The organism is Pedobacter psychrophilus, assembly GCF_001652725.1.
GTDB classification, from domain to species: domain Bacteria; phylum Bacteroidota; class Bacteroidia; order Sphingobacteriales; family Sphingobacteriaceae; genus Pseudopedobacter; species Pseudopedobacter psychrophilus.
Map to the genome: position 1 here is coordinate 905,570 of NZ_LWHJ01000011.1, position 13,432 is coordinate 919,001.

The 13,432-nt window shown below is 31.7% G+C and carries 15 protein-coding genes; 8 read left to right on the forward strand and 7 right to left on the reverse strand.

Annotation, left to right across the window (positions count from 1 at the left end):
• A complete protein-coding gene (locus A5893_RS04380) occupies positions 1 to 1,287 on the forward strand; it encodes a DUF2851 family protein (protein WP_068821304.1) in 1,287 nt (428 codons plus the stop codon).
• A gap of 3 nt (positions 1,288 to 1,290) precedes the next feature.
• On the forward strand, positions 1,291 to 1,512 hold the full coding sequence (locus tag A5893_RS04385; RefSeq protein WP_068821305.1) for a PspC domain-containing protein: 222 nt from the start codon (positions 1,291 to 1,293) through the stop codon (positions 1,510 to 1,512).
• Here A5893_RS04385 and A5893_RS04390 read toward each other — a convergent pair.
• On the reverse strand, positions 1,509 to 2,159 hold the full coding sequence (locus A5893_RS04390) for an ankyrin repeat domain-containing protein (protein WP_068821306.1): 651 nt from the start codon (positions 2,157 to 2,159) through the stop codon (positions 1,509 to 1,511). The two genes, A5893_RS04385 and A5893_RS04390, sit on opposite strands and share 4 nt — an antisense overlap.
• Before the next feature lie 345 nt (positions 2,160 to 2,504).
• Here A5893_RS04390 and A5893_RS04400 point away from each other — a divergent pair, with 345 nt between their 5' ends.
• The 5 genes from A5893_RS04400 to A5893_RS04420 all read left to right on the forward strand — a co-directional run bounded on the left by A5893_RS04400 (position 2,505) and on the right by A5893_RS04420 (position 7,450).
• On the forward strand, positions 2,505 to 5,078 hold the full coding sequence (locus tag A5893_RS04400; protein WP_068821308.1) for an FtsK/SpoIIIE family DNA translocase: 2,574 nt from the start codon (positions 2,505 to 2,507) through the stop codon (positions 5,076 to 5,078).
• A 1-nt stretch (position 5,079) separates the two neighbouring features.
• Positions 5,080 to 5,733 (forward strand): LolA family protein, encoded by a 654-nt coding sequence (locus A5893_RS04405; RefSeq protein WP_068821309.1) that lies wholly within the window; start codon positions 5,080 to 5,082, stop codon positions 5,731 to 5,733.
• Positions 5,734 to 5,797: 64 nt separating this feature from the next.
• Positions 5,798 to 6,073 carry a hypothetical protein gene (locus tag A5893_RS04410; protein WP_068821310.1) on the forward strand — a complete coding sequence of 92 codons (276 nt, stop codon included), beginning with the start codon at positions 5,798 to 5,800 and terminating at the stop codon, positions 6,071 to 6,073.
• Positions 6,070 to 6,831 carry an MBL fold metallo-hydrolase gene (locus tag A5893_RS04415; protein ID WP_068821311.1) on the forward strand — a complete coding sequence of 254 codons (762 nt, stop codon included), beginning with the start codon at positions 6,070 to 6,072 and terminating at the stop codon, positions 6,829 to 6,831. Before A5893_RS04410 ends, A5893_RS04415 begins: the two co-directional genes overlap by 4 nt.
• Before the next feature lie 163 nt (positions 6,832 to 6,994).
• A complete protein-coding gene (locus A5893_RS04420) occupies positions 6,995 to 7,450 on the forward strand; it encodes a DUF2147 domain-containing protein (protein ID WP_068821312.1) in 456 nt (151 codons plus the stop codon).
• Here A5893_RS04420 and A5893_RS04425 read toward each other — a convergent pair.
• Positions 7,447 to 7,794 carry a hypothetical protein gene (locus tag A5893_RS04425; protein ID WP_068821313.1) on the reverse strand — a complete coding sequence of 116 codons (348 nt, stop codon included), beginning with the start codon at positions 7,792 to 7,794 and terminating at the stop codon, positions 7,447 to 7,449. The genes A5893_RS04420 and A5893_RS04425 overlap by 4 nt on opposite strands.
• Positions 7,795 to 8,109, reverse strand: coding sequence for a hypothetical protein (locus A5893_RS04430; RefSeq protein ID WP_157687425.1), 315 nt, complete (start codon positions 8,107 to 8,109; stop codon positions 7,795 to 7,797).
• A 67-nt stretch (positions 8,110 to 8,176) separates the two neighbouring features.
• On the opposite strand from A5893_RS04430, the gene A5893_RS04435 reads away from it, so the two are divergent.
• Positions 8,177 to 9,481 (forward strand): MFS transporter, encoded by a 1,305-nt coding sequence (locus A5893_RS04435; RefSeq protein WP_068821315.1) that lies wholly within the window; start codon positions 8,177 to 8,179, stop codon positions 9,479 to 9,481.
• 4 nt (positions 9,482 to 9,485) lie between these two features.
• Here the strand turns inward: A5893_RS04435 and A5893_RS17635 are convergent, their stop codons facing one another.
• The 4 genes from A5893_RS17635 to A5893_RS04450 all read right to left on the reverse strand — a co-directional run bounded on the left by A5893_RS17635 (position 9,486) and on the right by A5893_RS04450 (position 13,416).
• A complete protein-coding gene (locus tag A5893_RS17635; RefSeq protein ID WP_157687428.1) occupies positions 9,486 to 9,635 on the reverse strand; it encodes a lmo0937 family membrane protein in 150 nt (49 codons plus the stop codon).
• Between the two features lie 68 nt (positions 9,636 to 9,703).
• Complete coding sequence (locus A5893_RS04440; RefSeq protein ID WP_068821316.1) at positions 9,704 to 10,237, reverse strand: DUF3347 domain-containing protein; 534 nt, start codon at positions 10,235 to 10,237, stop codon at positions 9,704 to 9,706.
• An 11-nt stretch (positions 10,238 to 10,248) separates the two neighbouring features.
• Positions 10,249 to 12,780, reverse strand: a complete 2,532-nt coding sequence (locus A5893_RS04445; protein ID WP_068821317.1) for a heavy metal translocating P-type ATPase — start codon at positions 12,778 to 12,780, stop codon at positions 10,249 to 10,251.
• A 75-nt stretch (positions 12,781 to 12,855) separates the two neighbouring features.
• Entirely contained in the window at positions 12,856 to 13,416 is a 561-nt protein-coding gene (locus A5893_RS04450; RefSeq protein WP_068821318.1) for a helix-turn-helix domain-containing protein, read from the reverse strand.
• Positions 13,417 to 13,432 lie beyond the last annotated feature (16 nt).

A 13,432-nucleotide genomic window follows, 5' to 3' on the forward strand; every position in this document is an offset into this window, starting at 1 on the left:
ATGCTCATTCCATCATCAGAAGCTATTCTACATTTTATTTGGAAATATAAAATGTTCAATCCTTTGGGATTGAGAACAACTGATGGAGAAACTTTGCAAATTCTAGCTACAGGAATTCATAATTTGGATGCTGGTCCAGATTTCCATCAATCAAAAATTAAGATAGGAGAAACCATTTGGGCTGGGAATGTAGAAATCCATCTAAAATCTTCTGATTGGTTAAAACATCATCATAATATTGATAGAGCCTATGATAACGTGATTCTTCATGTAGTTTGGGAAAATGATATTGATATTAAAAGAACTGACGAAACTGTTATTCCAGTTCTAGAATTAAAGAATATCATTGATAAAAGAATTATTGAAAATTACGATCAGCTAAGACAAAATAATTATTGGATTCCTTGCGAAAACCAGTTGCCAAATGTTGATAGTTTTATCAAGCAACAAACTTTAGATAGGATGATGATGGAGCGTTTGGAAGATAAGGCTAACATCATCAATGAAATTTATCAACTAAACAAAGGGAATTGGGAAGATACTTTTTATATCACCTTAGCCAAAAGCTTTGGTTTTAAGGTTAATAATTTACCTTTTGAGATTTTAGCCAAGCAGTTACCACAAAATATATTAGCAAAACATAAAAACAATCCTTTACAGATTGAAGCTTTAATTTTTGGAATTTCTGGATTGTTGGATAGAAAGTTTGAAGATGTTTATCCAAATCAATTGAAAACTGAATTTGAGTTTTTAAAAAATAAATATCAATTGATTAGTTTAGATGCAAGTCTTTGGAAATTTTCTAAAACGCGACCAGATAATTTTCCAACTATCAGACTTTCTCAATTTGCAGCATTAGTGATAAAATCGTTTCATTTATTTTCTAAGATTATTGAGATAAAAAATCAATCAGATTATGTAAAGTTATTTGAGGATTTGGTGATCAATAATTATTGGGAAAAGCATTTTATGTTTGATAAAGAAGTGGAGGAAAAATCAGTAAATCTTGGAAAATCTAGTATTCAAATCATTTTAATAAATGCAATAGCTCCACTTTTATTTTTTTATGGCAAGCAAATTGGTAATAAACAATTTATTGATAGCTCCTTAGAGATTTTAGAAAATGTTAAAGCAGAAAGTAATATCATCACTAAAGGATTTAAAGAACGTGGACTTTTTGTACAGAACAGTTTTGATAGCCAAGCGGTAATTCATTTGAAAAAAAACTATTGTGATCAAAAAAAATGTTTAAATTGTGGAATTGGATTAAAAATACTTAGCGCATAAATTATGTTAGACCGTATTTTAATATTTTTTGAAAGGTACTCTTTTGGGGTTTGTACTTATTTGGGAGAAAAATTTGAAATATCTCAAACTAAAATCAGGCTGTTTTTTATCTACACTTCTTTTTTAGCAGTTGGTTTTCCTCTAATTTTTTATTTTTTTGCGGCTTTTTTTTTAGACATCAGAAATTACGTCAAAAAAATCAGGTTTCAATTTAAGGAAATTTAAGCGCTCAAAATTTCAGCTATTTCTAAATAGCCTTTTTCGCTTGCTAAATCGGCTGGTAACTTTCCGCCTTCCATTCTTACATCAACTTTAGCTCCTTTTTCCAATAACAAAATTATTAGTGCTACATTCCCATTTTGTGCGGCTGAATGTAAAGGTGTAACACCAGATTGTTGCGCAATATTAATCAATGAGTGGTTTTCAATCAGCATTTTAGAAATATTTACATTATCGGCCGCAACGGCAGAGTGTAGTGGAAACACATTAAAACCATTATTGGATGGTAAATTTACATCTGCCCCTTTTAAAACTAAATATCTGGCAACTTCTTCGTTTTGAAAATAACATGCCAATCCTAAAGCTGTGAAACCATCTGGAGAGTAATCATTTATTTTTTCTGGTGCAACAAATATTAAATGGGCAACTTCATCAAATTTACCCGAAGCCGCAGCCTCAAAAAGATTTAAATCCTTAATAAACTCTAATATAACTTTTGTAGAATTTGCTTTATGAAAATAACAGGAAAGCATTAATGGGGAAACATCATGAGATGTGACCTGTTTTAGTAAAGAAGCATCCTTATTTAAGAAATCTCTAAGGGCGTTCTCATCATTCTTAATAATTAATTCTTCTAAATCGTTGTGAAGCATTATTCTAAATTAAAATAATAATCGCAATTATAAGTATTTGATCAATATATGGCTAATTAAATCTATACATTAAAAAACCCTAGCTAAATTAATTAACTAGGGTTTAACCATCAAAACCTAAAACATCATGGAAAAAATTCCTAAATGAATTATAATATAATTTACGAAGATTTTTGGAGGTTGGATTTTTATAAGCAATTAAACACAAAGCTCACAAATGGAATTACAAAGTTCTCAATGCCTAAATCTTTGCAATCTCTTAATCTGGGAAATCAAGAAAAATCTGTTCAATCTATACCACCATCTAAATCATTAAATTATATTTGTTGAGTAAATAGTTAACGAATGCCTGTAAGAGGAAACCAGTTTAAAAAAAACACAATAAGGGAAGAAGTTCTAGAAGGACAACAACAACCTTACAAAAAGAAAATATCAAGTGAATCTAGAGAAGGATTGCCAAAATTCAACTTTAATAATGATAGAGCAATTAAAATTGTTGGGCTATTTTTATTGTTGCTTTCTCTCTATTTTTTGGTATCGTTTACTTCTTATCTTTTTACCTGGCAAGATGATCAAAGCTATGTTGTAGATGCCAATGGTGGTTGGAGTAATCTTTTTAAGACCGTTGCCGAATTAAAGTCTAACGGTGCAATAAATCCAAATATCCAAAACTGGACAGGCAAATTGGGAGCTTTGCTTTCCCATCAATTTATGTACGAATGGTTTGGATTAGCCTCTTTTATATTTGTTTTTGTTTTTGTTGTTATTGGTTACAGGTTATTGTTTAAAGTAAAACTATTATCAATCCACAAAACATTAGCTTACAGTTTTTTTGTGCTGATATTCACTTCTATTACTTTAGCATTTTTTCATTCTTTCATTGGCGATTATCCGCATTATATAGAAGGTGAATTTGGTTATTTTTCTAACCTTTTATTGCAGGCACAAATTGGCTCTACTGGGGTTGGTGCTTTATTGGTTTTTGCAGGATTAACCTGTTTAATTATTGCTTATAATTTAGATTTTAAAATCCCGGAAAGGAAACCAAAACCTTTAAAGGAAAGTTTTATAGCTGATGATGTTTTAATTGAGGAAGAAGAAGAGGATGAAGAACAGTTAAATGATGAGGATTACATTCCAAAACACGTCGATTTTCCTATTAGGAATAATCAATCAAATCCAAAAGTAATCCCAATTGTGCAGACAATGGATAACTCTTTTGAAGTAGAAAACACATTAGAAAAGGAAGAGTTTATCAGTGAGGTAAATGACGATTTTGATGAGGTTGTTAATAAAATCAGCAAACCAAGTCCAAAAGTTGAAGATCAGGAAGATTTATCTTTGACTATTGAAAGGACACAGGAGGATGCTAAAGCAGCAGAATTAGTAGAGCAATTTGGAGCGTTTGACCCAACTTTGGATTTAGCATCTTACAAAAATCCAACACTAGAATTATTAGAGCAATATGGTTCTGGGAAAATAGCTGTCGATACTTCAGAATTAGAAAACAATAAAAATAAGATTGTTGAGACTTTAAATAATTATAATATAGAAATTGATAAAATTAAAGCGACTATAGGTCCAACTGTTACGCTTTATGAAATTATCCCGGCAGCAGGAGTTAGGATTTCTAAAATCAAAAATTTAGAGGATGATATTGCTTTAAGTTTGGCAGCCTTAGGGATTAGGATAATTGCACCAATGCCAGGTAAAGGAACTATTGGGATTGAAGTGCCTAATTCTCATCCAGAAATGGTTTCTATGCGTTCAATTATCGCGACAGAGAAATTTCAAAACACCACGATGGATTTGCCTATTGCTTTGGGTAAAACTATATCTAACGAAGTATTTATAGCCGATTTAGCTAAAATGCCGCATATGTTAGTTGCTGGTGCAACAGGTCAAGGAAAATCAGTTGGGATTAATACGATATTGGTCTCATTACTTTATAAAAAACATCCATCACAATTAAAGTTTGTTTTAGTAGACCCAAAAAAAGTAGAATTATCATTATTTAAAAAAATTGAGAGACACTTTTTAGCAAAGCTTCCCGGTGAAGATGATGCGATTATCACTGATACAAAAAAAGTAATCAATACGCTTAATTCACTTTGTATTGAAATGGATCAACGTTATGATTTGTTAAAAGATGCAGGTGTAAGAAATTTAAAAGAATACAACGAAAAGTTTGTCAAGCGAAAGCTTAATCCTAATAATGGCCATAAATTTTTGCCATTTATTGTTTTGGTGATAGATGAATTTGCAGATTTAATGATGACCGCCGGTAAGGAAGTGGAAACACCTATCGCAAGATTGGCACAATTGGCCAGAGCTATCGGTATTCATTTGGTTTTAGCTACTCAAAGACCTTCAGTTAATATCATTACAGGTACAATTAAAGCAAATTTTCCTGCTCGTTTGGCTTTTAGAGTTACTTCTAAAATAGATTCAAGGACAATTTTGGATAGCGGCGGTGCCGATCAATTGATTGGAAAAGGAGATATGCTTTTATCAACAGGAAGTGATTTAATTCGTTTACAATGTGCATTTGTAGATACACCAGAAGTTGACCGTGTAACCGATTTTATTGGAGAACAACGCGGTTATTCATCAGCTTACATACTTCCAGAATATGTAGGTGATGATGGCGATGGCGGAAGCATCAAAGATTTTGACCCAAATGATCGTGATGCAATGTTTGAGGATGCTGCCCGTTTAATAGTGATGCACCAACAAGGTTCTACTTCTTTAATCCAGCGAAAGCTAAAATTAGGTTACAATAGAGCAGGTAGAATAATTGATCAATTGGAAGGTGCTGGAATTGTTGGGCCATTTGAGGGAAGTAAAGCTAGAGAAGTGTTGATGCCTGATGAATATGCATTGGAACAGTTCTTGTCTAACTTGAACAAAAAGGATTAAAATGAAGAGATTAAATATATTGATGTTAATAATGTTTTTTGCCACTACTATTGGAAGCGCATTTGCGCAATCTGATGCTGTAGCAAAATCTATATTAGCAGGAGTAAGTAAAAAATATAAATCGTATAGTGTTGTAAAGGCAGATTTTAGTTACACCTTAAAAAATCCACAAGCTAATATCAATGAGACCCAGAGCGGAACTTTATTTGTTAAATCATCACAAAATAAATATAAAGTTAAAGTTGGAGGTCAGGAATTAATTTCTAACGGGCAGGTACAATGGACTTATTTAAAAAATGATAATGAAGTTCAGATTAGTGAGATTGATAATAGTTCTGATGCTTTAAATCCCGCTAAAATATTTACGATGTATGAAAAAGGTTTCAAATATGTTTATTTGGGAGATACAAAACTAAATGGCAGAGTTTATCAAAACATAGAGCTTGCGCCATTACAAACCCGTTCTTTTTCTAAAATAAAGTTACGAGTAGATAAGGTAAATAAGCAAATTTCAAACATCGTTGTGAATGATAAAAATGGAAATGTTTATACCTATTCCATTAAAAGTTTTACACCAAATGTGAATGTTTCTGATGCAACATTTACTTTCGATCCAAAGGCACACGCTGGTGTTGATATAGTTGATTTGCGATAATCATAACGCTAAGATATTTTTGAAAGCAGGGGTAATTCTCTGTTTTTTTTTGCAATTTTGAGTGATGTCTATTTCTCTTACCAATCATACTTTAGAAAAATTAGAGTTTCTGCTAAAAGAGTTAGGATTTAAAGTAAGATTTGAAAAAGGAAATTTCAAAACAGGTTCCTGTCTGATTGAAAGTAGTAAAATAATTGTTGTTAATAAATTCTCTAACTTAGAAAGCAAAATCAATTCTTTAATAGATCTGATTAAAACTTTAGACATTGATATTTCTTCAATAAGCGAAAAGCAAAAAGCATTTTATTATTCATTAAAACAAACCGAGATTACATTTTGAAAGTTACTTTTTTAGGAACCGGAACTTCACAAGGTGTACCCGTAATTGCTTGCGATTGTGAGGTTTGCAAATCAACAGATTTAAGGGATAAGCGTTTAAGAAGTAGCATCTTAATTGAGTCTGATCAAAAAACTATTATTATTGATACAGGACCAGATTTTAGGCAGCAAATGTTGCGTGAGAATGTCCAAAAGTTAGATGCAGTTGTATTTACACACTCACATAAAGATCATATTGCCGGGTTAGATGATATCCGAGCTTTTAATTATAAGCAAAAAGCTGCGATAGATATATATGCAAATGAAGCAGTTCAGGAAGCTTTAAAAAGAGAGTTTTATTATATTTTTTCAGAATATAAATATCCAGGTATTCCTCAAATTAATCTTAAAACAATTCATTCTCAAAATTTTTCAATTGGCGATTTTGATATAAAACCCATAGAAGTAATGCACTTTAAATTGCCTGTTTTAGGTTTTAGGATTAAAGATTTCACCTACATTACAGATGCTAAAACCATCAGCGAAAGCGAACAGGAAAAAATTAAAGGAACCGAAATTTTAGTGATTAATGCATTACAAAGAGAAAAACATATCTCCCATTTTACGCTTGATGAAGCGATTGCTTTTGCTCAAAAGATGAATGCCGATAAAACTTATTTCACCCATATTAGCCATAAATTGGGTAAGCATGAAGATGTGATGAAAGAGCTTCCGAATAATATTGAATTGGCGTATGATGGTTTAAAAATCCCGATTTAAATAGAGTCTTTAGAGATTTTTTTTTAATTTATTTGGATTTTAAATATTTATCTTTTTTATTTCCCATATAAATCCTTACCTTAATTGACTGATAACCACTTCTGAAACCAAACTGTTTTTAATGGTATGATTTTAGATTCTATTAATTAAACTTAGCTACCCTATGTTAACAATTAATTTTATATCGATTTTATTTATTTCAATTTTACCTATTAATATTTTTTCTGATAACTTAACAGAAAATGCCATAATTGGTAAATGGATGAGCACAGAAAAAAATGTTAAGGTTGAAGTCTACAAGCTTAATGATGAATTTAGAGCTAAAGTAATTTGGTTTGATGATACAGATGACCCAGATAGACCAATGCATACAAGAAAAGATTTACATAACCCTGTTAAAGAATTAAGAAATAATAGAATTTTAGGTATGAGCGTACTTAAAAATTTAAAGTTTAATGCTAAAAGTAATAGGTGGGAAGATGGTATAATTTACGATGCAAATAGTGGAAGGCATTTTAGCTCTGTAGTTTATTTTAATGATGAGGGTTTATTAGAAGTTAAAGGTTTCTGGAAGTTTGAGTTTTTATGTCAAACAATAGAATTTACAAAAGCTGATTAACGGTTCATATATTTTAAGAAAAACAACCCTCCTAAAATATACATGAAGACATCAAAATAATCGCCCGTATATCGGGCGTTTTTTGTGGGTAAATAAATTTCAAAAATCAATGTTAGTCCAACAATTAACAAGATAATATTCCATTTAGATAATGTGTATGTAGATTTTTGAAGAATTAATCGCATCCACCACAAACACAATTGCCCAAGAATAGGCACAGCCAATAAATCAATTAAATAATACTGAATTGGCCAATAAAAGTAAAATCCCAATTTGGTACAAATAAAAATTATAAGCCAAACAAAGCTGAAAGCAACAAAATATCTGTTTAAAAGTGTTTTCATTTAAGTGCTCAACATCCCAATTAGCCAAAGTAAAAATGTCATGAAGCCAATTAATGCCGCTTGGGCAAAAACAAAGAAACGCCTGAATTTTCTTAAAAATCTTTTAGCAGCACCCACAAATTTCCCATCTGTAGGTTTAACAAAAAAAATATCGCTTTCTTCTTTAACTTCTTCCCTAAGTTTATTTTCTACTTGTTTAATAAAGACATCATTTTGCAAAAACTCATTACAATATAAGCAACGGTCGTAAGTTTCCCCTCGCCACAAAGTCCACTTTTTACAACTCGGACATTTTATTTCTTTTTTTACACTCAACTAATTAAAATTCTAATCGTGATTTTTTATACTTTTATTGTTGATGATATTTTGATCTAACCCTAAAATGGAACTCAAAAATAATAAAAAGACAATAAAGGCCTGGGCAATGTTTGATTGGGCAAATTCTGCTTACAATCTTGTAATCACTTCCACTATTTTTCCTGCTTACTACACCGCTATTACTACAACAAGTAATAATAACGACAAAGTGTTTTTCTTTGGGTTTAAATTTGTGAATACAGCACTTTCCAACTATGCTTTGGCGGTTGCCTATTTAATCATCGCCTTTTTAACACCAATTTTAACGGCTACTGCAGATTATCGTGGAAACAAGAAAACTTTTATGATGGTTTTCACCTGGATTGGTGCTTTAGCTTGCGCCGGTTTATACTTTTTTAAGATTGATACGCTAGAGTTGGGTATAATTCTATTTGCCGTTGCAGCAATTGGTTACTGCGGAGGAATTGTTTTTAGTAATTCCTATTTACCTGAGATTGCCACTTTAGATCAGCAGGATAAAGTAAGTGCAAAAGGTTTTGCTTATGGATATATTGGTAGTGTAATTTTGCAAATCATTTGTTTCGTTTTTGTATTGATTCCTGAAGCTTTTGGCATTACAGACGCATCATTTCCTGCAAGATTATCATTTTTATTGGTTGGTATTTGGTGGTTAGGCTTTTCATATTTTCCTTTTACTGTGCTGCCAAAGGCGAGTCAAAACTATAATAAATTGGATAAGAAGAAAGTGGGTAGCGGTTTTGGTGAGCTAAAAAAAGTTTGGGATCAAGTGAAGACAATGCCCGTGTTAAAATCGTTTTTAACGGCCTATTTTTTTTATGCAATGGGCGTACAAACCATCATGTTAGTTGCAGCTAATTTTGGTGAAAAGATATTGCATCTAGGAACTTCTAAATTAATAGCGACCATATTGATTATTCAATTAGTAGCTATTATTGGTGCTTATTTAATGTCAAGGCTTTCACAAATTTATGGCAACATTAAAGTATTAATATTTGTAGTAGTGTTATGGATTTTTGTTTGCGCAGCTGCCTATTTTGTAGCTAATGAATACCAATTTTATGTTTTAGCAGCGGTAGTTGGTTTAATAATGGGAGGGATTCAATCTTTATCAAGATCAACTTTTTCTAAATATGTACCAGAAGGAACCTCGGATACTGCTTCATTTTTTAGCTTTTATGATGTTACAGAAAAATTAGCCATAGTTGCCGGACTTTTCAGTTTCGGATTTGTAGAAGAGTTAACTGGAAATATGCGTAACAGTGCTGCAAGTCTTGGAATGTTCTTTATTATCGGTTTAATTCTGCTTTTTGTTACTTTAAAAAAAGAAAAACTAAACTTCAAGAGTTAAATAATTAAGCTGCTCCTCTAATTATCGCCAGTAAAATTGCAATTACAGCAATTACTAGTAATACATGAATTAATGCGCCTAACGAGTAAACAAAAAACCCGAACAACCAACCAATAACTAAAATAATTGCAATAATGTAAAGTATAGATCCCATATTTTTATATTTTAAAAATTTAGCTTACGCTGATAAGTTTAACTCAAATTTTATGACTTTCGTAAAGATTACTGTATGGTTTCTTTAACATCGCCACAGCTGATCATTTTATCTCCATAAAAGGGATTTTTAACTTCTTTAGTTTTACTTAACCAAAAAGATCCATCCTTGTACATTGGGCAATTTATCTTATAAACAGGAGCTGGTAAATCTGCAACTTTAGCATAATCATAAATATTTTCACTTAACATTTTAAAATGCTCTCGCTGATTTTCTATGTTATCAATGTTTTCGGTAATTTTTTGGGAATGCTGAATAGCATTATCTTTAATTTTTCTAAATACATTAATCTGTTTTGCATTATGCAATTTTTCGTCGAAAGATTTTATAGCTTCAACAAGTGTTTTTGCAGCATCTGCGGCAGTTTTACTATCGTCCATTACAAGTGAATTTTCAATAGCTAAATAATTATCTATTAGTGGCTTAGATTCAAATACAGTAGTTTTTTCTTCACTTGGATTTAACTGAATTGTTTTACTGCCTTGGTTACAGCCAACAAAAGCGATAGCTCCGATTACGATTGTTAAAATTATTTTATTCATCTCTTTTATTTTTATTTAATATTAGTTGTCTTTAATCTTAAGGCATTTATAATTACTGAAACAGAGCTGAAACTCATCGCCAATGCAGCAATCATTGGAGAAAGTAACATTCCAAAAAATGGATAAAGAATTCCTGCAGCTATCGGAATACCAATTACATTATAACCAAGTGCAAAAAACAGATTTTGTTTTATATTTTTCATCACTTTATGGCTCAATTGTTTTGCTTTAAAAATTCCATTTAAATCTCCTTTAACTAAAGTAATTCCTGCACTTTGTATAGCAACATCAGTTCCTGTACCCATTGCAATTCCGATATCAGCCTGAGACAATGCAGGCGCATCATTAATACCATCGCCAGCCATGGCTACTTTTTTACCTGATGCTTGTAGTTTTTTTATTTCTTCCAGTTTATCCTGAGGTAACATTTGTGCCTTGTAACCGTCAAGATTTAAACTTTCGCTTACCGCTTTCGCAGTTTCTTCATTATCTCCAGTAAACATAAATACCTTCAAACCTTCTTTCTGTAATCGTTGTATGGCCTCTTTACTTGATATTTTAATTTTATCGGAAATTACCACAAAACCAATAACTTTGTTTTCTAAAGCCAAGTAAGAAACAGTTTTACCTTGTTTTTGGATGTTTGTTACCCTTTCATTAATTTCTTTAGTGATGTTTGCTTTAGCGTCTGCCATCAATTTATCATTACCTAAAGCTAAGTTTTCTCCTTTCAATTCTCCTATTACTCCTTTACCAGTAATAGCCTCAAATTTAGCAATTTGCTGAGCTTTTATATTTTGATCTTTGCCATAATTTAAAGTTGCTTGTGCTAAAGGATGTTCACTAAAACTATTTAATGAGATAATTTTTTCCAGGATATCAGCTTCACTAAAATCAGGATCTAAGCTTTCTACATGCTCTACTGATGGTTTTCCTTCAGTCATAGTTCCTGTTTTATCAATAATCAAAACCTCCATTTTATCCATCTTTTCTAAAGATTCTGCGTTTTTTATTAAAACCCCAGATTGTGCCCCTTTACCAACGCCCACCATTACAGACATTGGAGTAGCTAATCCTAACGCACAAGGACAGGCGATTATCAATACAGCAATGGCATTCACAAATGCGAAAACATAAGGAGGCTGCGGGCCATAAATTGCCCAAACAATAAAAGTGATTACAGAAATAAACACCACAATAGGCACAAAAAATCCTGATATTTTATCTGCCATTTTTTGAATTGGAGCTTTAGAGCGGCTGGCACTATTTACCATTTCTATAATCTGCGAAAGCAAAGTTTCTGAACCTACTTTTTCGGTAATCATCACAAAACTTTTGTTGCCATTAATGGTTCCCGAACTCACCTTATCACTCATCATTTTTTGAACAGGAACTGGTTCTCCAGAAATCATCGATTCATTTATTATCGCTTCCCCTTCATGGATACTCCCATCAACCGGAATTTTTTCTCCGGGTTTAACCCTCAATAAATCTCCAGGATGGATGCTATCAATTGCAACAACTTTTTCTTGTCCATCAACAATTTTGGTAGCTTTATTTGGTGCTAATTTTAGCAATTCTTTAATTGCACTATTTGTTTTACCATGTGCTCTCGCTTCTAAAAGCTGACCCATTAACACCAAAGTGAGAATGACTGTCGCAGCTTCAAAATAAACATAAACGGTTCCTGCTTCAGTTTTAAATTGATCTGGAAATACGTTTGGAAATATTAAAGCAACCACACTAAATAACCACGCAACACCAGAACCTATTCCTATTAAAGTAAACATGTTTAAATTCCATGTAATTACTGAACGCCATGCCCTTTCAAAAAACATCCATGTGGCATAAAATATAACCGGAATAGAAAATGCAAATTCTACCCAATTCCAGTACTTCAAATCCATTAATTTATACATCGGATTGTTTGGAATCATATCCGACATGGCAATCAAAAAGATGGGAATGGTGAATGCTGCAGCAATCTTAAATTTCCTCAATAAATTAAGATAAGTTTTATCTTCTTCTTCCTCAGCTGATTCCATTGGCACTAAATCCATTCCGCATATTGGACATGAACCTGGTTCGTTGGCTACAATTTCTGGATGCATTGGACAAGTATACTGAGTTGCTTTTTTGGTAGAAGCTTCTTCAACCAAATCCATTCCACAAACCGGACAATCGCCCGACTTATTGTAAGTTTTGTCACCTTCGCAATGCATTGGGCAATAGAATATTCCGTTTCCTTGCTTTAGGGAAGTATTTATATTATTATTTTGAGGTTGGATTTCAACTTTGTTATTAGAATCGTTTCCACAGCAGGAAGATTTTTCCTTATCAATATCTGCTATCGTATAATGTGTTTTTGCACTTAAAGCTTCTTGTAATTTTTCTATAGAAATAGGTTTTTCCGTTTCTACTATTGCTTCTGGAGGATTTAAAGTTACTGTTACTTTAATGCCATCAATAGTATTTAAGGCATTTTCTGCATTTGTACTACAACCATTACAGCTCATTCCACTTATCTTATATGTATGTTTCATGGTGTTACTTTTTATACAAAAATACAGTTATAAAAAAAGATGCTGTTGCACAATTACAGGTTAGATTTATAAGATTTACAGTTCCTCGATATTTGTACGTTTATTTTCTTTTAATGATTTATAGAAAGATGGAGTAAGTCCGGTTACCTTTTTAAATTGATTAGAAAGATGTGATACACTGCTATAACCTAATTGAAATGCAATCTCGGAAAGAGAAAGCTCATCATATAGAATCAATTCTTTTACACTCTCTATTCTTTGATTGATGAAATACTTTTCAATTGAGATACCTTCTAACTCAGAAAAAATATTACTTAAATGGTTATAATCGTAATTTAGCTGATCAGATATATGTTTAGATAAATTAACAGAATTTGCCTCATTTGAATGAAAAACTTGCGATATGATAATGGTCTTGATTTTATTTATAATTCTGCTTTTTTTATCATCAATTAATTCAAAACCTATTTTCTTTAAAGAAGTATCTAGTTTAGATAATTCATAATCATTTAAATCCTCTTCTATTTCTACTTCGCCCAAATTAATTAAAACTGGGTGAAGCTGATGCTCTTGTAGTATGGTTTTAACCACCATTTTGCACCTGCTACAAACCATATTCTTTATATAAATCTTCATCAAATTTTTTTAAAAA

What these genes read in the sequence shown, in the direction of transcription:
- A5893_RS04380 (WP_068821304.1), top strand. Translation starts at nt 1, where the DNA reads ATGCTCATTCCATCATCAGAAGCTATTCTACATTTTATTTGGAAATAT.
- A5893_RS04425 (WP_068821313.1), bottom strand. Translation starts at nt 7,794, where the DNA reads ATGAAAACACTTTTAAACAGATATTTTGTTGCTTTCAGCTTTGTTTGG.
- A5893_RS04440 (WP_068821316.1), bottom strand. Translation starts at nt 10,237, where the DNA reads ATGAATAAAATAATTTTAACAATCGTAATCGGAGCTATCGCTTTTGTT.
- A5893_RS04400 (WP_068821308.1), top strand. Translation starts at nt 2,505, where the DNA reads ATGCCTGTAAGAGGAAACCAGTTTAAAAAAAACACAATAAGGGAAGAA.
- A5893_RS04385 (WP_068821305.1), top strand. Translation starts at nt 1,291, where the DNA reads ATGTTAGACCGTATTTTAATATTTTTTGAAAGGTACTCTTTTGGGGTT.
- A5893_RS04450 (WP_068821318.1), bottom strand. Translation starts at nt 13,416, where the DNA reads ATGAAGATTTATATAAAGAATATGGTTTGTAGCAGGTGCAAAATGGTG.
- A5893_RS04390 (WP_068821306.1), bottom strand. Translation starts at nt 2,159, where the DNA reads ATGCTTCACAACGATTTAGAAGAATTAATTATTAAGAATGATGAGAAC.
- A5893_RS17635 (WP_157687428.1), bottom strand. Translation starts at nt 9,635, where the DNA reads ATGGGATCTATACTTTACATTATTGCAATTATTTTAGTTATTGGTTGG.
- A5893_RS04410 (WP_068821310.1), top strand. Translation starts at nt 5,798, where the DNA reads ATGTCTATTTCTCTTACCAATCATACTTTAGAAAAATTAGAGTTTCTG.
- A5893_RS04420 (WP_068821312.1), top strand. Translation starts at nt 6,995, where the DNA reads ATGTTAACAATTAATTTTATATCGATTTTATTTATTTCAATTTTACCT.
- A5893_RS04435 (WP_068821315.1), top strand. Translation starts at nt 8,177, where the DNA reads ATGGAACTCAAAAATAATAAAAAGACAATAAAGGCCTGGGCAATGTTT.
- A5893_RS04445 (WP_068821317.1), bottom strand. Translation starts at nt 12,780, where the DNA reads ATGAAACATACATATAAGATAAGTGGAATGAGCTGTAATGGTTGTAGT.
- A5893_RS04405 (WP_068821309.1), top strand. Translation starts at nt 5,080, where the DNA reads ATGAAGAGATTAAATATATTGATGTTAATAATGTTTTTTGCCACTACT.